The organism is Pseudomonas sp. ChxA, assembly GCF_030263855.1.
Classification (GTDB): Bacteria; Pseudomonadota; Gammaproteobacteria; order Pseudomonadales; family Pseudomonadaceae; genus Aquipseudomonas; species Aquipseudomonas fluorescens_CB.
Genome location: NZ_JARPMK010000002.1, coordinates 1,732,761 through 1,750,787 on the forward strand (window position 1 = coordinate 1,732,761; position 18,027 = coordinate 1,750,787).

Genomic DNA, 18,027 nt, shown 5'->3' on the forward strand with positions numbered 1-18,027 from the left:
CATTGGGTGAATATTGCTAGGGCGCTGCTATTTTACCGTGTACCGCATTTCGGAATTCATGGTCGTGTTAATGCTTATACATCTCTAGAGACAGATAAAACTAAAGTATTAAGACTTGTCGGGTTGTTTCATGCCGAGGGTCTATATTTAGGTTCTGATAATTCACCAGATTATAGGACGGTGAATGATTTGGCCAAGTCGAGTGTGGAGCACTATATAGAGTCGCTTCCCACCTCTGGAATTAAGTGGGAGTTCTGTTACTTAATGTCCTTCTGGCAGGGCATGTCATCGATGGGTATGCTTCCGCCAGAGTACTCACTATACGATTCATACGTAACTAAAGATCTTGTCGCCAAATATAGAAGAGAATACGACGAGTCCTCTCGACCTTTCGAACCAATTCTGCTCGATGACTATGCAGAAATATTTAAATACTGCGTGGGATTTGTTGAAAACTATAGCGCTGATGTCCTATGGTTGTATAAAAACTTTGCACCAACGATAGTAGGCGCTTTTGAGACTCCCGAAAAGCTTGCCGCGATTAATTTTGGTGTTTCAACGGCGTCCGTTGAGGGGGTTGAAAGATTTAGGGATTATAAGCCAAAGTTGCTAGATAACGGTATGCCCTGGTGGGGAATAGTAATCAAAGAAAGAACGCATGAGAATGATGAGGGGCAGTATTTAAATCAAGCAGCTGTAATTAGCGTCGTTGTAGCTCTGATAGATGCGTGTATCGTACTTCTTCTTTGTCTGACTGGCATGCGTCGATCAGAGGTCATTGGACTTAAGGTGGATTGTCTTTCATTTAAGGCTGATGGATATTGGCTTACTTATACTGTTTTCAAAACTTCGATTTCTTCACAGGGCGATATTAAAACAATACCTATTCCGAAAATTGCTGCGGACGCAATTGAAGTCGTAGTAGAAATGGGACGTGATGCTCGTGCTTATGGTAAGCACGACTATCTGTTTGCCAAGATACCAAAGTTCAGTTTTGGAAACATTCCGCAGACCACTGGGATTGAGCGATCTTGCAATCGAGTGGCAGGCAACCTAGGTATTCAATATAGAGTACACCCACATCGTTTTCGGAAGTCTCTAGCCCTTTATATAATTCATCAAGACTCGCGTAATCTAGAAATTATTAAACGCCTTTTTTCTCACCGTAGCTTAAAAATGACGCTAAAGTACATCCTTTCTTTACCTGGCGTGAACGATGAAGTCAAAGCTACCTTGATTGAGGAAAATACGGAGATTCTTGTCGAAGTTTTGCAAGGAGTCATTTCTGGTCAAATTGGGGGCATTGGCGGGAAAAGGTTGGCCAAGACTGCTAATTCTTCTCCAATACTCAGGGCTAAATTGCAAAACGCGGGGAAAGAAAGCTTAAGTCAGTATGTCGCATCTTTGCTTGATGAAGGTGTGAAGCTTTTGCATAGAACGAATCTTGCAATCTGTTTGCGAACGCCAGGACTTACCAGCGAGTCACCTTGTGATGCTAAGAATGATAGCCCTGGGTCGAGGCTTCATCCAAATTTGTTTGCGTGTGACCCATATAATTGTAGATATGCTGCATTTGTCGAGGCTAATGTTCCATCATTAAAGAATGAGATAATTTTCCACGATAATATGATTAAGCATAGGTACTGTGGAGCGACTCAGAAGGAGTATTCGCAGAAACGAATCGCTGAAGCTTTTAAGAGGCTTCACGAGGTTGTAGGGGATGAGGCACATAATTTCCTTAAGCAGGTAGCGAATGGCTAAGCAAGAACTGCTCAACCGGGTATATGGGACTATTTCAGCGCTCCACAGAGGCGGCCGAAAAAAAATATCCGTGATGGAGGTTGCTAAATTATCTGGTGTCGCTCGGGCAACAATCAATCAAAAGCATGATCCTGACTGGGTGAAGGTCAGGGAAGTCATAAAAAGAACAGTTCATTCGGGGGGGGATGTAGAGGATTCAAGTGTGGTTTTCGAACAACCACTCAAAAACTCTCAAGAAATACATCATCGACTGAAAGAGTTGGAGGAGCAGTTATCCCTACTAAGGGAGAGAGCTAACACCACATATAATCAGTTGATCGAGAGGGTGCAATATTACTTTGCGTTGGCTAGTGAAAAGCCAGCTAAGCAAGTTGAGAAGGCTAAGGTCCTTCAAGAGCTAACTCATCAGAAGAATCAGAACGCAATTTTGCGTGCAGATCTCAAGGCGGCTCTTGCTGAATCATTAACTCCTGCGGTATCAGGAATTATTACTTCAAAAATTATTTTGGAAGTGCCTAATGCAGTATCAGAATCTGAGGCCATTCTGAATTTTTTGGAGAAACTGGACTCGTTATCTAATCAAAATCGATCTTCACTTGTTACCACAGTCTACATAATGTTCGGTCTTCCAATGTGCGGCAAGTCATCTTGGATTGAAAACCACAAGCCATCTACTCCAGGTGTATCCTTATATGTTAGTGGAGCAAGTGATACAGTTTCAATTCGGAGTTTGTTAATTTCTAGAATTAGGAAGGAATTTAACGTGCCTGTGCACTGTGTTCGATTTAGTATAGGCCTTGATGTCTGTATCTCTAGGGCCGAAAAACAGTTCAATGGTGCGGCTCTTGAATTGAATATTTTATCCATTAAAGGTGCGGCTGCGCGGCTCGAAGAAATACAATTCAGCGAAAATTTCGACTCAATCATTTTGGCATGAAATCAGTGAATGGTCTGAAGCGTTTCCAATCGTTTGTTGAAGAGCGACGTCGCTTGGGAGACTGGCGGAATACGGTTCAGCAGATATGACTAGGCTTTCAAGAGTAAAGCTTGTTGAAGCATGTGGGATTAAGCGGAGCTTAATTTATCAAAATTCACAGGTAGTAGCTCTGCTTCGTGACCTAGAATCCGAATTAAGAGCACATGGTGTTCTATATGCGCGCAGTGCGGATACTAATTGTGTTCCCCAGAATGGTTCAACTCATGACGAGGAATTTGAGCTACGGTTAGTTGATTTATCTGCTTCGCTTTGTCAGTTTAATCAGTATTTAAGTGATGTTTCTAAGTCACTTCTGATGTACCCCTTATCGAGGCCAAAATAATTGTGTGTATCCTTCATTTTGGAAACGGTTTGGCCAGCCACTCTGGCTATATGCGAGCGCGCGTAGGAATTTATTTTGATGATAATCACAACGTCCTTGAAGCACCGACCATGTGGGCGATGGCTGTCTCGAAGATACGTTCAAGGAGTGATGAAACGACAAGAAACTATGCGAATATCCTGAGAAGGTTTTTGCAGTGGTTGGACGATAGCCCAATCGAAGGGGGTGAAGTTGTATTTGGTGCGCAGAACTGGCAGTTGGTGGATGAGGATGTTTTTGATGCCTTCCTTGTTCACATAGCATCTCCAACGGATGCGCTTCCTGATGGTCCGTCTCACAAAACCATGTATCACATTGCGGCAAGGGTCTGGAGCTTCTATCAGTGGGCCGAAAGGCAGGGCTATAAACACTATTTGGATATCAGTAGGACTGATATCCGATACATGCTGAAAGACCAGAAACTCCTGGCCCATATCAACCCAGGGGTTAAAGTTACTACCTTGGGATTTAATCTGCCCAGTGGTAGACCAGCAATGCATCAACGAGAAATGCAGAAATTTGTAAGGCAAACTGATTATGAAATAGCTCTCGGTGTGATGAATGATCCTGTTTATCAAATTATCGCAGCGATCATACGAATTACCGGGCTTAGACCGATTGATCTTTTTCAATTGCCCTACCGAGGGAAAAATGAAAATTATGGATTCATTCCTTATGATGAGGGTGAGTACCCAGAAGGGTTAGATAATGGAGCTATCTATTATTATTTTAGGTCCAAGGGAAAATGGCGTTCCATAGACTTTCCAGGGAAGCTGTGGAGAGTTATTTGCGAGTATTATTTACCCTTAAGGCGGCAACGAGCGAAGCTATATGAGGCTAAGCATGGCATTCCACCAAGGAATAGCGACTTGTTTCTTTCCGCTCGTGGTGATGTTGTTACTCATGGAATGCTTGGTTATAACTTTAGCAAGGTGGTTTCTGCAGCGAAGAACTCCGAGAGCGCTACTGATTTTAAAGCCATACGATTCAATGCACGAATGCTCAGGCACACCTGTGCGACATATTTTGTTTATGAGGCGTTGAAAGCCCAGAATAGACTTGGAAGGAGTTTTGTTTACGATGCAGCGCTCGACGAAGATCTCAGGAAAATGCTGGGCCACACTAATGTTAGAACTACACTTGAATACTATGTTCATCTAGTCAACCGATATGTGCACGACAATCTTCTGACTGATCTTCATCGCTCACGCGTTGATGCTGGTTTGTCCGCTATTTTAGACCGACATAATTACTCTGAGATTGTGGTATAGAACAGGCACTAGGGATGGTCTGAAGTAGCCATGTATTTCCCCGGCATACCACCTAGCGCAACTTTTAAACTCGCCAAATGATCAAAAAACAATCAATTCGACGAGTATTTCTTACGTTTTCGCCACCCGGACCCCACTCCGGTGGCCATTTCCCGCATTACAGGCGCACCTCTCCTGCATTCGTCAGTAAATGTCGGCGCGCCATCCACAGGTTCGACAGAGCGAACAGTGTCACCAGTTGCGCCGTGTTTTTGGCCAAGCCGCGAAAGCGCACCTTGGTGTAACCGAACTGGCGCTTGATTACCCGGAACGGATGCTCGACCTTGGCGCGCACCTGAGCCTTGGCCTTTTCAATCTTGCGCTTGGCTTTGTACAGCACGCTGCGCTTATCGAGTTTTTTGTAGGTGCTGCGGCGTGCCGCCACCTGCCAGATAACTTCACGTCCTTCATGCTCGGGCCGCTTTTCGACACCGGTGTAGCCTGCATCGGCGCAGACCACGTTTTCGTCGCCATGCAGCAATTTGTCCACCTGGGTGACATCCGCCACATTGGCCGCCGTGCCCACTACGCTGTGCACCAGACCCGATTCGTCATCGGCGCCGATGTGGGCCTTCATGCCAAAATAATACTGGTTTCCCTTCTTGGTCTGGTGCATTTCCGGGTCGCGCTTGCCGTCCTTGTTCTTGGTCGAACTGGCGCATTGATCAGCGTTGCATCGACGATGGTGCCTGGCGCAGCGACAGGCCGCGGTCGCCCAGATAGCCATTGATGACAGCGAGGATGCCGGCCGCCAGCTCGTGTTTCTCCAGCAAGCGGCGGAAGTTGAGAATGGTGGTTTCGTCGGGGATGCGCTCCAGGTTCAGCCCGGCAAACTGGCGCAGGATCGTGGTTTCGTACAGCGCTTCCTCCATCGCTGGATCGCTGTAGCCGAACCAGTTCTGCAGCAGATGCACACGCAGCATCGCCATCAACGGGTAGGCCGGACGGCCACCTTCACCTTTCGGATAATGTGGCTCGATCAAAGCAATCAAGCCCTTCCACGGCACCACCCGATCCATCTCGATCAGGAACAACTCCTTGCGGGTTTGCTTGCGCTTGCCAGCGTACTCGGCGTCGGCGAAGGTCATCTGCTTCATCGGGAAACTCGGTGGGTGGGGTCGCGGTATTTTGCCAAATCAGAAAGTCTTTTTCAGAGTTTCCCTAGGCTGACAAGCCAAGCGCTGGATCGCAACCATCCATCACCTTATCCAGCTAGATCTGCCTCCTCCAATAAGTGCCGCACAAATCCCGGCGGGTGCAGATTTCCGGGAGGTTTGCGCCAGATCAGTTGGAGACGCTTTTCAAGCCCCGGGATGGGAAGAGCTACCAGCGCGCCACTGCGAACTTCGTCTTGTACTGCGGAAGCCATCACCAACGACACGCCGAGTCCCGCCCTCACTGCTTGTTTGACTGCCTCGGTGCTGCCTAGCTGCATACCGCTGCGAGGCACGCCCAGTTCGCCAAAGTATTCGGTCAGAAGCCGTCCGGTACCGCTACCCGGTTCACCTCCCAGCATCGGCAGGTCCACCAGACGATCACGTTCTATGCACCCTGCTTCAGCCAGCGCATGGTCGGGGCTGACGATAAGCACCAGCGGCTCGACCCGCCAGAGGCGGTGTTCGAAGTCGGGGTGAGGTAGCCACCATTCCATGATCGCGGCGTCGAGCTGGCCCGCCAGTAGCTGGTCGGCCACATCCGGGTTGGCGGCGATGCGCAGATCCACCTCGCCCCTCTCATTTGCGGTCGTCAGATAGTTGCGCACGAATGGCTGGAGAAGGTAGGTGCCGATGTTGGAGCTGGCCCCGACGCGCTCACGATTGCCATGCAGGGCTTCTGAGCGCCCGGGCGTGCATGTCGAGCAAGGCGGTCGCATGCGGCATGAAGGCCAGCGCCCGTGTGGTAGGCTGGCAGCCGCTACGACTGCGCTGCACCAGCGTTACGCCGACCTGCTCTTCAAGCTTCTGCAAGTGCTGCGACACCGTCGGCTGGGCCAGCCCCAACGCCCTCGCCGCGCTCTGAAAACTGCCTGTTTGAACGATCGCTACCAGGCTCTTCAGCCAGACCGGATTCAACATGCGGCAGGCTCGGCCTTGGGCAGACGGTTCGCAGCGTTGATTGGGCGCGCACCTGCCAATACCTGGATGATGTTCTGCGCTGCACAACGTTCAATCTCCAGGCGCACCGCGCGCACTGCCGACCCATGTGCGGAGTGAACAGCGTATTCGGATGCGCGAGCAGCGCAGGATCGATCAGCCGCGGCCGGTCCGCGCGAGCCCAGTCTTCCATTTCGAATACATCCGCCGCATACCCGCCGAGCTGGCCTCGCTCAAGCGCCGCGAGCACGGCGGCTTCATCCACTACCGAACCACGACAGGGGTTTACAAGCAGAGCGCCCGGCCGTACGAGGGCAAGCAGCTCGGCGTTGACCAGATGCTGGGTATCGGCATTCAAGGGAAGCGCCAGCAGGATGAAGTCCGAGCTGGCGAAGAGTTCGCTGCACGCCACCTGGCGCAGGCCGAGCCGTTGCTCGGTTTGTGTATCCAGAGCCTTCGCCTCGTGGTACTGCAGGGTCGCGCCCCATCCCTGCAAGCGATCAGCCATGGCCAGTCCGATGGCGCCCATGCCAAGGATGCCGACCGTAGCGTTATCCCAGCCCCGTGCCGTAGAACTGTGGTTGCCAGCCCTGGAACTCGCCAGAGCGGACGAACGCATCTGCTGCCCGCAGATGCCGCCCCAGCCCCACCGCCAGTCCGATCGCCAGCTCGGCAGTCGGGACCGTCAACAGATCAGGCACGAAGGTCAGCCAGACCCCGCGGGCAGTACAGGCGTCCACATCGAAATTGTCGAAGCCCTTGAGCGCGCAGCCGACTACACGCAGCTCAGGGCAGGCTTGAAGAAAGTCTGCATCGACCCGATCGGGCATGAACGCCATCATCGCCTGAGCATCGCGGCAGCGGCGCAGAATTTCCTCGCGCGTCAGCGTGCTGTCGGTCTGGTTGGTCATCAGCTCGCAATGTGGCGCCAGCAGTTGCAGGATCTCATCGTGTACTCGGTGAGTTATAACGAGTTTCGGCAGCATGGTTTGTCCTATTTGAAACGTTTGCGCAGCACGCCACTGAAGGCGTCTACTAGCGTGACCATGGCCAGGATGACCAGCAGGATTGCTGCAACCTCCTGGTACTGCATGATGCGCAGCGAGCCCATGAGTTCGAAGCCGATACCGCCGGCGCCAACCATGCCCATCACGGTGGAGGCGCGAAAGTTGTATTCCCAGCGGTAGATCGCCACGTCGGCGAACTGCGGCGTCACCTGTGGCAAAACCGCGTGCAGCAGCACTTGCATCGGCGTAGCCCCCGCCGCCCGAGCGGCTTCCACCGGCGCTTCGTCGACGTGCTCGATGGCCTCGGCGAAGAACTTGCCGACCATGCCGACCGAATGCAGACCCAGGGCAAGCACGCCCGGCAAGGCGCCGAACCCTACGGCTGCAACGAAGATGATGCCCATGATCAGCTCCGGCACCGACCGCAGGGCATTGAGCAGCACCCGGGCAACACCGAACACAAGGGGGTGCGGCGCCGTATTGCGCGCTGCAACGAAGGCCACCACCAGCGAGAACACCACTGCGATGGCCGTACCGGCGATGCTCATCGCCAAGGTGTCGATCAAGGGGCGAATCCAGCTTCGATAGCCCGAAAAGTCTGGCGGCATGGCCTCGCCTGCCAGGGTCGCGATGGAGGGCAGCCCGTTCAGCAGCGTGGTGGCATCGAGCAGCCCCACGTACCAGCAGGCCAACAGCACCACTCCGAATACAATCGCCACCTGCCCCAGCTGGCGCCACCAACCGAGGCCGAAGCCTCGAAGGATGTGCTCGCGTTGCTCTGCAGGCAGCGCCTGCACGTCGTAATGAGTAGACATATCGGTGCTCACATCGTGGCGAAGTCGAGGCCGAGCAGCGATCCCATGTTGCGGATCACATCGTAGTCGGCGTCGGTGATTGGCGCGAAGGCCTCGGCCTTGAAGTTGCGCAGCACTTCGGGATCGTCGATACCGACGAATACATCCCGCACCTTGGTTTTCAGCTCGGGGCTCAGGTTCGAGCGCATCGCCCAGGGGTACTGGGGTATTCGCCGCTGTAACCAAGTACTTTCACCTTGCTCGGATCGATTAGGCCACGTTCGGCTACGTGATTGAAAATTACCTCCGACAGCCCACCCGCATCGGCGTTGCCGTTCGCCACGTTGACGGCAACGGCGTCATGCGTGCCCACAAAATGTTGTTCGTAGTCCTGCCCACCCGTCAAATCGGCCGTCTCAAGAAGCACGGTTTTGGGAATCAAATGGCTGGACGTCGATGCCCGGTCACCATAGGCCATCTTCTTGCCCTTAAGGTCGGCATACTCATTCACGCCTGACGCCACATTGGCGATAATCACCGAGCGATAGGTCGGCTTGCCGTCGATGACCATGGCAGCGAAGGGCTCGATGTCGCTTTTGCTTTTGGCCATGACGTAGGACAGCGGACCGAAATACGCCAGGTCGATACGGCCAAAGCGCATCGCCTCAATCATCGAGGAATAGTCGGTGGTTACGATCAGCTGCACCTTCTTGTCCAGATGCTCTTCCAGATAATCCTTCAGCGGCTGGTTACGCTTGATCAGCTCGGAGGCGTTTTCGTCCGGCAGCAGGGCAACCTTTAGCACATCCGGATCGGCATCGGCCGCTAGGGCGGACAAACTTGAAACAGCGGACAGCAAGCAAGTCAATAAGAGCGCGGATAAGCGTTTCATCGGGACATCTCCAGTGAAGGTTCGAGCATGACAGGTGGTTCAGCCGGAGCATTCGCTGGCTGAGTCGTAGAGCGGCCTGCATAGATGCGCTCAAGCTGCGCATCGGTGAGTTCCGAGGGCGCGGCATCGAAAACAATCTGAGAATCGGCCAGCCCGACGACGCGATCGGCGAAGCGGCGGGCATATTCGAGTTGATGCAGCGAAACGATGGCGGTGATGCCGTCTTCCTTGCAGATGTCGCGCAGCAATCCGAGAACACGGACCGAAGTGGCCGGGTCGAGACTGGCTACCGGCTCATCGGCCAGAATGATCGCCGGCTGTTGCGCTAGCGCACGCGCGATGCCTACCCGCTGCTGCTGGCCACCGGACAGTTTGTCCACCCGGCTTAGCGCCTTGTCTGCCAGACCGACCCGAGCGAGGCAACTGAGCGCAATCTCCTGATCGGCACGCGGCAGAGGAAACAGCGAGCGGAGCGTGTTGTGAAGGCCAGCCGACCGGTAAGCACATTAGCCAGTGCGCTTTGACGTTCGATTAGCTGGTGGTGCTGAAGATCATGGCGGTACGCCGACGATGCTGACGCAAGGCCGAGCCGCTGCCGAGTTCACCGAGTTCGCTGGTGACACTGCCGCCAGTGGGCGTGACGAGTCGATTGAGACTACGGAGCAAGGTCGACTTGCCTGCGCCCGAGAGACCAAGCAGCACGGTGAACTCACCACGCCGAAATGCAATCGAGGTATCGCGTAGGGCTGTCACGCCGCCTGGATAGACGACGCTCAACCGGTCGACCCGCAGCACGGCGTCCTGTATCGGATGGGGCGTCATTTGATCACCTTTCGCAATATTGCTGGCCGCACAATTGCGGTTCGCGATGCAAAGGGTAGAAATTCCTTGTTACCGCACTGCTTCTAAAGGATGACATTTCGATGAATACTTCGAATCTGCCGTAGCGGGGCGGCAAGCGAAGCCGTGGAAGAACGGGCGCAACGTAGCGTCTTTCTTCACGCGGGATACAGGAGGCTTTGATTGATACTGCTGCGGATTCGCTACAGTAACGTTGGGCCAGAACGTAATGCCATCCAAGCAAGAGAGCGCACACTAGCGGACTATAGGAGACATTCTATTCTTGCCCGTCGATTGACCTAGGCCGTTATGTGGCTGGTCGAAACCTTCAGGTGCCGCCCAACTAGACGTCTGTTGTCGCGCCCAGCTTAATGCTAGGGAAACTCTGAAGAAGACTTCCAGATTTTGGCAAAATACCCGGATTCCACCCACCCAGTTTCCCGATGAAGCAGATGACCTTCGCCGACGCCGAGTACGCCGGTAAGCGCAAACAAACCCGCAAAGAGTTGTTCCTGATCGAGATGGATCGGGTGGTGCCGTGGAAGGGTTTGATTGCCTTGATCGAGCCGCATTATCCCAAGGGTGAAGGCGGTCGTCCGGCCTATCCGCTGATGGCGATGCTGCGCGTGCACCTGATGCAAAACTGGTTCGGTTACAGCGATCCAGCGATGGAAGAGGCGCTGTACGAGACCACCATCCTGCGCCAGTTCGCGGGGCTGAGCTTGGAGCGTATCCCCGATGAAACCACCATCCTCAACTTCCGTCGTTTGCTGGAGAAGCACGAACTAGCCGCCGGCATCTTGGCTGTCATCAATGGCTATCTGGGCGACCGAGGGCTGTCGCTGCGCCAAGGCACGATCGTCGATGCCACGCTGATCAATGCGCCGAGTTCGACCAAGAACAAGGACGGTAAGCGCGACCCGGAAATGCATCAGACCAAGAAGGGTAACCAGTACTGTGTGTCACGAACACAGGTCAGATGACCTGTGCTGCTGTGCCGAAGATGGAAGTAGGCCTTCCGAAGTCGGCTTGCAGGAGCGGACTTCAAACCACCCGGTGCTGCGGCATCCAAAAGGTGTGGTGGTGAGCGACCGAGGAAAGTCATCCCTGAGGATGGCAGGTGAGTATGGAGAAGATGAGCGAAAGCAAACCGTCCGATGACGCATCGTTATGCCCAAGGTGCTGCCGAAACTGAGGTGGAGTACTGGCTTCAGGACAAGTCGGGCGTTACCTGCTTACGGACCCGATGGCAGCCGGTGTATAGGCGGCATGATCTTCATACAGGCTTTGGTACGGAACGTGAGAACCTTGTTCCAGATGCGAAGGAAAATGACAAATGGCCAACACCATGAGGAAGAATACCGATGCTGGAACGAGGGGCGGAGCCTCCCGTAGTAGCGATGAAGCCTCTGTAATGGAGGTGGAGCGAAGGGGCGGCGTTATCCGGCCGACGAGCGTTGCCAACCTCCGGGGATGAGTGGCGTGAGCTCGGCGAAACCTTATGACATAGCGAAACGCACGGTATGGGACGCCTACCAGCAGGTCAGGGCCAACCGCGGTGCTGCCGGCATCGACGATGAAACCATCGCCGATTTCGAGCGGGATCTGTCTAAGAATCTCTACAAGCTGTGGAATCGGATGTCGTCGGGTCTGCACTCCCGCCTCCGGTCAAGCAAGTAGAAATTCCCAAGGCATCGGGAGGCACGCGCAAGCTGGGAGTGCCCACGGTTGGTGATCGTGTCGCGCAAACCGTGGTCAAGCTTCTCATCGAGCCGGAGCTGGACTCGATCTTCCACTCGGACTCCGATGGGTACCGGCCGGGACGATCAGCGAAGCAGGCGGTGGCGATCACGCGTGAGCGCTGCTGGCGATACGACTGGGTGGTGGAGTTTGATATCAAGGCAGCCTTCGATCAGATCAATCATGGGTTGCTGATGAAGGCGGTGCGCCTGCACATCAAGGAGGACTGGATACTTCTGTACATCGAGCGGTGGCTGGTTGCGCCGTTCGAAACGGATCACGGTATGCGCGTCCGACGCGAACGCGGCACCCCGCAAGGTGGAGTGATCAGTCCCCTCCTGATGAATCTGTTCATGCACTATGCCTTCGACACCTGGATGCAACGTACCAGCCCCAACTGCCCGTTTGCCCGCTACGCCGATGATGCGGTGGTGCACTGCCGCAGTCGAAAGCAAGCGGAGTACGTGATGCGCTCCATTGCTTCACGGCTGGCTGCCTGTGGCTTGACGATGCACCCCGAGAAATCGAAGGTCGTGTACTGCAAGGACAGTAACCGTCGCGCAGGTTATCCGCATGTGAGCTTTACCTTCCTCGGCTTCACCTTTAGGCCGAGGAAGGCGCTCAGCAAACAAGACCAGCTCTTCACGAGCTTCCTTCCGGGAGCGAGTGCGGATGCCTTAAAGCGGATGCGGCAAGCGGTACGCAGGTGGCGACTCAATCGCCAAACCCACGTGACGCTGGTCGACGTGGCTCGGCTCTACAATCCAGTGATACAGGGGTGGTCGCAATACTATGGCTCGTTCTATCGGACAGCCATGCTTGGCATCTTCCAGCACATTGACCGCGCGCTTGAACGCTGGGCCCGACGAAAATACAAGGCTCTTCATAGGCGCAAGCGGCGCATTAGCCAATGGCTGGACAAGATGCGGACTGTGGTACCCCGGCCGTTTCATCACTGGCGAGTGACCGGGCAGCAAGGTTGGATAACGGGAGCCGTATGACGCGAGAGTGTCACGTACGGTTCTGCGAGCGGCTGCGGGGCAGTTCCCGCGGCCGACTCACCACTTCGGCATGAAGGCGCACATCGGTGTCGATGATGAGTCGGGCTTGGTGCACAGCGTGGTGGGCACGGCGGCCAACGTGGCCGATGTCACCCAGGTCGATAAGCTGCTGCACGGCGATGAGAACATGGTCGGTGCCGACGCGGGTTACACCGGCGTCGAGAAACGCCCTGAACATGAAGGCCGGGGGTCATCTGGCAGATCGCCGCCCGCCGTAGTACTTACAAGAAGCTTGATAAGCGCAGTGCTTTGTACAAAGCCAAGCGCAAGATTGAGAAGGCCAAGGCTCAGGTACGAGCCAAGGTCGAGCATCCGTTCCGGGTGATCAAGCGCCAGTTCGGTTATGTGAAGGTGCGCTTCCGTGGTCTGGCGAAGAACACGGCGCAACTGATGACGCTGTTCGCGCTGTCGAACCTGTGGATGGCGCGCCGACATTTACTGGCGAATGCAGGAGAGGTGCGCCTGTAATGTGGAAATGGCTGCCGCGAGGTGCTCGCGGCGGCTAAAAACACAGAAATAAGCGGGTGATCTGAGCGTTTTTGATCGATTTGCCGCTTTTAAAATCGGCAGGGGCTGAAGTCAGCCAGAAATACACAACTACTTCAGACCATCCCTAGGTTCGTCGGATCCTGCCGATGCTATTTACGGGAGCCCAGTGTACGAGCGATTTTGCGAGGAGATTGATAACCTGCTATCGGGCGAAGCGGCAGACACCAATGCCTACGACTATTCGTGTGAAGATTTTGAGGTGACATCTTCGTCGTATGATGAAACCAAAGGCCTACTGGTACTGGAGGTTTCGTTTACTTACTCGGGTGAGCAGGATCAAGATCGTCCATACGCTGGTTGTGAATTTTATCTGGACGTTGAAGTTACGTTGGTGCGGCGCCCTGGCGAGTGGCTATTCGAAGAGGGCTGGGTAGCAGTAACCAAGATTGAGACAGATCAGGATCGCGACCGAGAGGCTGAGCTTGCTGACATGTACGCAGATTACTTGAAGGATAAAAAGCGAACTGATGGCATGTAAGTAAGAGCGCTGCGTGCGCAAAATGGCCGATAGTGGACTCTGGTGATAGCCGCTGTCGGCCAGGAGCAGACATCTGCGAGCTGCAACTCGGACAGTCAGTACCCGCGAATTACCGCGATCATTGAGCCGTGGCTGGGCAGACCGTGACTGGTCGGAAGCTAGGGGCTCGGGTACGCTGGCGACTCCATGAGTTGTAGTGTTAATTCGAATTTATTCTATTTAGCAATTACGAGAGATCAAAAAAATGCAGGGAGGCGATGAAAAAGCACTCCAGATGTGCTAGATGTTACTCAACTGATACGCATCGAAGCGGTACACAGAGGATTCTTATATCAGCACCTGTATACCGTTGGTTGCTTGCTATTAGCGCAGGCGGCCGCCGTCGATGTGGTGATGGTTGAGCTTGATGAGGATATTGAGCTTGTTACCGATCAGGGACGAATCTATGTGCAGGTTAAGACCCGTTCAAAACCAATCATTCCCAGCGATATTTCAAGCGCCCTAGAGCGTTTTGAAAACCTGCGAAATGAGCATGCTGAGGGGATGCGCAAAGGCGAGGCTGCCTTTGTTATCGTCGCGAACCAAGCACCGAGCGTTCAGTTCCAGCAGACTATCAACGATAAAAAACTCCCCCCGACGTTCTTTTCGTTTGGCCCCAATCTACTTCTGAACGCCACCCGGCACTTCCGCCCGCCTGGGAGTCGCTAACTGATGCAGCGGCATGGTGTATCGCCCAAGCGGAGAAGCTGAATTTTTCATTGTTGTCCCCGGATTCCCTGATATGGAAGCTAGCCGGACTGGCGCAGCTTGCAGCCACGGGTAGTGCCCCGAACAAACAGCATGCGTTTCACGCCAAAGACCTACCTGCGCTATTTGAGCAACTCATCGTTCAACTACAGGATTTCCCCGCACCTCCAGCGTTTTACAGGCCACAAAAACTGGAGCCATCTCTCGCATCCGACGAGCGTGTACGTATCATTTGCGGATTATCCGGTGCAGGCAAGACAGCGTGGGCAGCGCAGGCAGCTCTACACTGCTCTCAGCCGTGTGCCGACCATGACACCGGCGACCTTCCGGGCCCTGCTCTGGCGAGCACACTGGTTCGTGAGTTGGCAGCGAAATTTGCAACACCGGATCGGGATGGTCTGCGAAAATCCTGCTGCCGGGCGCCAGTGGTTACGAGGCACTCAGAACATTCGACACATTTCTGGATCAGCAAGGAGCCACCCTGCTGCTGATTTTAGATAATGCGCATCGTGTTCCTGTAGAAAATCTGCGCGATACACTGAATGCAACCAAATGCATTCGTTTCGTCCTGCTGTGCCAGCCCCATGACAACGTCCGCGAGCTGGAAGCTGTTACTGGACTGCAGCGTGAGGCACTTTTGGGGTGGGATATTGATACGGTGGCCGCAGCAGTAGACGATCTCGGTGGCTATGCCACCGCTCAAGGCTACGAGCAACTGCGGACTTATACCGGTGGACTGCCGCTGTATGTTCAGAGCGCTGCAAAAATAGCGGTCACAGAATACGGAGGCAATGTCGATGTGCTGTGCGCTGAACTTCAGCAGCAGGAAAACAGTGTCGAGACTGCGCAGGAAGTCATCCTTACCCGTATTTATCAGGGGTTTGATAAGTTAACTCAGGATTCGCTGGCATTGTTCAGCCTGACTGATGTGGGGTTGAGTCGCGAAGAAGTTTGTGAGCTTCTGGTCAAGTCACTAAATGTATCCACAGGTGGCGCTGCCTCAATTCTTAAGAAAATGCGGGCCACCGGCACCGTTGAGATTTTTGGGAACCAGATGCTGAAGGTACATGACGCCGTCAGAGCACTGGGGCTGCAGCACTTGGAGCTTATGGATCCGGCGGTGGCAAATAACGCACTTATGGCATTGAAAGAGCTGCTGGTCGTGAGCCTTCACAAAACTCGCGACACATCAAGATTCGCGTTGTTGACCCAGGTTTATATCAAACTCAACGATGTCATGACACTCATCGCACTTTCAGGCGAGGAGCTATTTTATGAGATGGGTATTAACGTCGACATACTGGCAAGTCTAGAGCGAGCAACGAATTCAGATACACTGGAACCTGTTCATAAATTCTGGGCGTTGGATGGACTAGTTTTCTCTGAGCTTCGAGAAGGCCGTCCTGATAAAATCGTCCAGCGACTTGAGGCCATGGAAGCTCTTCTTATTGAGTATAAGTTTGATTTTCGTGAACAAATTGCATATGCAATGAAACGGATATTATTCTCAGCAGAAAATGGTAACGCATACGAGGTTAAGCGGCTTGTAGAGCAGGCCATCACGAAGTTGCCCGATGCTGAGCATGAACGCATATTTGACTATAACCATGCCATAGCTCTATGGAAGTTAAAGAGATATAAGGAGGCAGAAGCGCTGTGCTGGAAGGTCACTGATGGATATTACGACCTGTTCGGTATTCGTCCGGCAGATGTGATGGGTAAAAATGCGGATGTGCTATGGAAAATTATAAAACGCCCAGAAAATGTTCATGAACATCTCAAACATCTCGCCGACGCACTAGAGTTGTACGCAATAATCCTTCAAGCGCGTGGAAAACCAACGCCATTCATCCGTATTCATTCGATGAAGTTCTACAACATGGCCGGTGCGCCAGAGTCTATGGTGCGGGTCGGCCAGGATTTGGCGGATGAATTTGTCGCCAGGAAAGACTATGAAGGCGCCAGAGAAGTCATGGAGCAGCACGTTTTGCCGATTGTAAATACGGCTGGACTGGTGAACAGGCTGGTTCAGGTACGAAGCCAATATGCGGTGATACTGGCACTATGCGGGCGGCACGATGACGCAGATGCTGAAATGACACGTTTGGGTCCTTATTTTGACGGGTTGACTGGCGAGCAACGTCAGGAAGTTGAAAATCAATCAAATTACATTGCCCAACTCGCCTATGAGGCGTTGAAACCTACTATCGGGCAGATGTTCGGTGCGGTAGGAAGAAATGATCGATGCCCCTGTGGCTCTGGCCTGAAATATAAAAAATGTCATGGGGCTTGACGGCCTAAGACTGAACAGGGCGCGAGCCTCTTCAACATCGCAGAAATGTCTGCTCTTGGCCGAAAACTGACCACTCCAAACGGTCAATGAGCCGGTTCGGCCGTACGCTTGTGTGGTGGGTTATTAGCAGGGAAGCAGTCTTGGAACTCCTTGTAGATGCCTGCCATCATCCCTGTCTCCGGCGGTACACCACTAAGGATCAAAAGCAGATTGCCTGCGATTCCGAGCAGACCATTCGAGTGCTGGATCTCTGCTAAAACCAGCTCTGGCGGAAACCCCCTTCCGTGACGATTAACTGCATGGATGCCTCCATGCACGTAGGAACTCAAAGGTCTCCAAGAGTAATGCTTAAACTCCTTTAGGTGTGCTACCGGAGCGTGCGGAGCTTTCACCTCAATCTCTTCCAACATTTGGCTGAGCATAGGGATTTTGCTTGCCTGCTTTGCCGTCTCATGTGTGAGCTCAGCAAGCATTAAATCCGCCTGACCATCCTTGGCTACATAAAGCACCCACAGTGCGCGAACTAGTGATTCGTACTGTACTCGCAGCAATGCTGCAGCAGAGGTGTACAGCCCTGCTGCCACCAGATGCTTCAGGCCCCGGGCGTGCTCAAATCCTAGACTAGCTAGAGCTTGGGTTGCCTGCAGGCGACTGGAGGCATTGACCAAGGGCAGGGCGAAAAAGCCGACAAGCCTGTCCTCAAGCATGGCCGACCGTGCCAGTAATTCATCGAAGTGCATACAGATGCCCAAGTCAGAGCAGAGTCATGTAGCCAAGGATTCTATCGACACCGGGCAATGACCGCATCTGGCCGATTCCGGCCTGCTACTACCTGGAACTCCCAGCCAAAAGTGGCATCGTGTGTCTCAAAAGCTGGGACGATTCACTACCTGCAGCCATAAACCTATGACGTAGTGGCAGGTTCGGCTCTGGTCGAGGCTTGTTAAGGAGCCGACATCTGCTGTTAGCTGGGCAGCCAATGCCGATGAGCCCGTTGGCCCTAGGTCACGCCGCGGATGCGATTCATTTCTGTTAGACCCGGTATTTCTACCTCTCCCTGGCGATACCCTCACACATCGGTGTCTAGGGGTTGACTTAATGGAT

General features: G+C 53.5%; 9 protein-coding genes and 8 pseudogenes. 10 read left to right on the forward strand and 7 right to left on the reverse strand.

The features are described from left to right. Positions 1 to 6: 6 nt before the first annotated feature. From P5706_RS33765 to P5706_RS33775, 4 genes are all read left to right on the forward strand, one after another. Complete coding sequence (locus P5706_RS33765; RefSeq protein WP_285684885.1) at positions 7 to 1,761, forward strand: tyrosine-type recombinase/integrase; 1,755 nt, start codon at positions 7 to 9, stop codon at positions 1,759 to 1,761. After that, entirely contained in the window at positions 1,754 to 2,698 is a 945-nt protein-coding gene (locus P5706_RS33770; RefSeq protein ID WP_058410472.1) for a hypothetical protein, read from the forward strand. The genes P5706_RS33765 and P5706_RS33770 overlap by 8 nt, the downstream gene beginning before the upstream one ends. 85 nt (positions 2,699 to 2,783) lie before the next feature. Continuing rightward, positions 2,784 to 3,080, forward strand: coding sequence for a VPA1267 family protein (locus P5706_RS37340; protein WP_502945539.1), 297 nt, complete (start codon positions 2,784 to 2,786; stop codon positions 3,078 to 3,080). Positions 3,081 to 3,109: 29 nt separating this feature from the next. Beyond that, positions 3,110 to 4,390: a tyrosine-type recombinase/integrase gene (locus tag P5706_RS33775; RefSeq protein WP_169882235.1), complete on the forward strand. Its 1,281-nt coding sequence runs from the start codon at positions 3,110 to 3,112 to the stop codon at positions 4,388 to 4,390. A 157-nt stretch (positions 4,391 to 4,547) separates the two neighbouring features. Here P5706_RS33775 and P5706_RS33780 read toward each other — a convergent pair. From P5706_RS33780 to phnC, 6 genes and pseudogenes are all read right to left on the reverse strand, one after another. After that, positions 4,548 to 5,526 (reverse strand): annotated as a pseudogene (locus tag P5706_RS33780) (IS5-like element IS1384 family transposase). A gap of 107 nt (positions 5,527 to 5,633) precedes the next feature. Further along, positions 5,634 to 6,504, reverse strand: a pseudogene (locus P5706_RS33785) (LysR family transcriptional regulator). After that, positions 6,498 to 7,508 (reverse strand): annotated as a pseudogene (ptxD, locus tag P5706_RS33795) (phosphonate dehydrogenase PtxD). The pseudogenes P5706_RS33785 and ptxD overlap by 7 nt, the downstream one beginning before the upstream one ends. An 8-nt stretch (positions 7,509 to 7,516) precedes the next feature. Then, the gene (gene phnE / locus P5706_RS33800) at positions 7,517 to 8,344 is read right to left on the reverse strand and encodes a phosphonate ABC transporter, permease protein PhnE (RefSeq protein ID WP_010466252.1); all 828 of its coding nucleotides are present in this window, start codon (positions 8,342 to 8,344) and stop codon (positions 7,517 to 7,519) included. 8 nt (positions 8,345 to 8,352) lie between these two features. After that, a pseudogene (phnD, locus tag P5706_RS33805) lies at positions 8,353 to 9,215 on the reverse strand (phosphate/phosphite/phosphonate ABC transporter substrate-binding protein). Next, a pseudogene (gene phnC / locus P5706_RS33810) lies at positions 9,212 to 10,037 on the reverse strand (phosphonate ABC transporter ATP-binding protein). The pseudogenes phnD and phnC overlap by 4 nt, the downstream one beginning before the upstream one ends. 461 nt (positions 10,038 to 10,498) lie before the next feature. Between phnC and P5706_RS33815 the strand changes: the two are divergent. From P5706_RS33815 to P5706_RS33840, 6 genes and pseudogenes are all read left to right on the forward strand, one after another. Continuing rightward, a pseudogene (locus tag P5706_RS33815) lies at positions 10,499 to 11,011 on the forward strand (IS5-like element ISPre1 family transposase); the annotation flags it as partial. Positions 11,012 to 11,528: 517 nt separating this feature from the next. Next, a pseudogene (ltrA, locus tag P5706_RS33820) lies at positions 11,529 to 12,796 on the forward strand (group II intron reverse transcriptase/maturase). A gap of 58 nt (positions 12,797 to 12,854) precedes the next feature. After that, a pseudogene (locus P5706_RS33825) lies at positions 12,855 to 13,324 on the forward strand (IS5 family transposase); the annotation flags it as partial. A gap of 187 nt (positions 13,325 to 13,511) precedes the next feature. Continuing rightward, positions 13,512 to 13,883: a hypothetical protein gene (locus P5706_RS33830; RefSeq protein WP_051488632.1), complete on the forward strand. Its 372-nt coding sequence runs from the start codon at positions 13,512 to 13,514 to the stop codon at positions 13,881 to 13,883. 276 nt (positions 13,884 to 14,159) lie between these two features. Further along, positions 14,160 to 14,591, forward strand: coding sequence for a dsDNA nuclease domain-containing protein (locus tag P5706_RS33835; RefSeq protein ID WP_285684891.1), 432 nt, complete (start codon positions 14,160 to 14,162; stop codon positions 14,589 to 14,591). A gap of 676 nt (positions 14,592 to 15,267) precedes the next feature. Further along, positions 15,268 to 16,923, forward strand: coding sequence for a YecA family protein (locus tag P5706_RS33840; RefSeq protein WP_285684893.1), 1,656 nt, complete (start codon positions 15,268 to 15,270; stop codon positions 16,921 to 16,923). Between the two features lie 83 nt (positions 16,924 to 17,006). Here the strand turns inward: P5706_RS33840 and P5706_RS33845 are convergent, their stop codons facing one another. Then, positions 17,007 to 17,663 (reverse strand): DUF6988 family protein, encoded by a 657-nt coding sequence (locus P5706_RS33845; protein ID WP_090401280.1) that lies wholly within the window; start codon positions 17,661 to 17,663, stop codon positions 17,007 to 17,009. Positions 17,664 to 18,027: the final 364 nt, after the last annotated feature.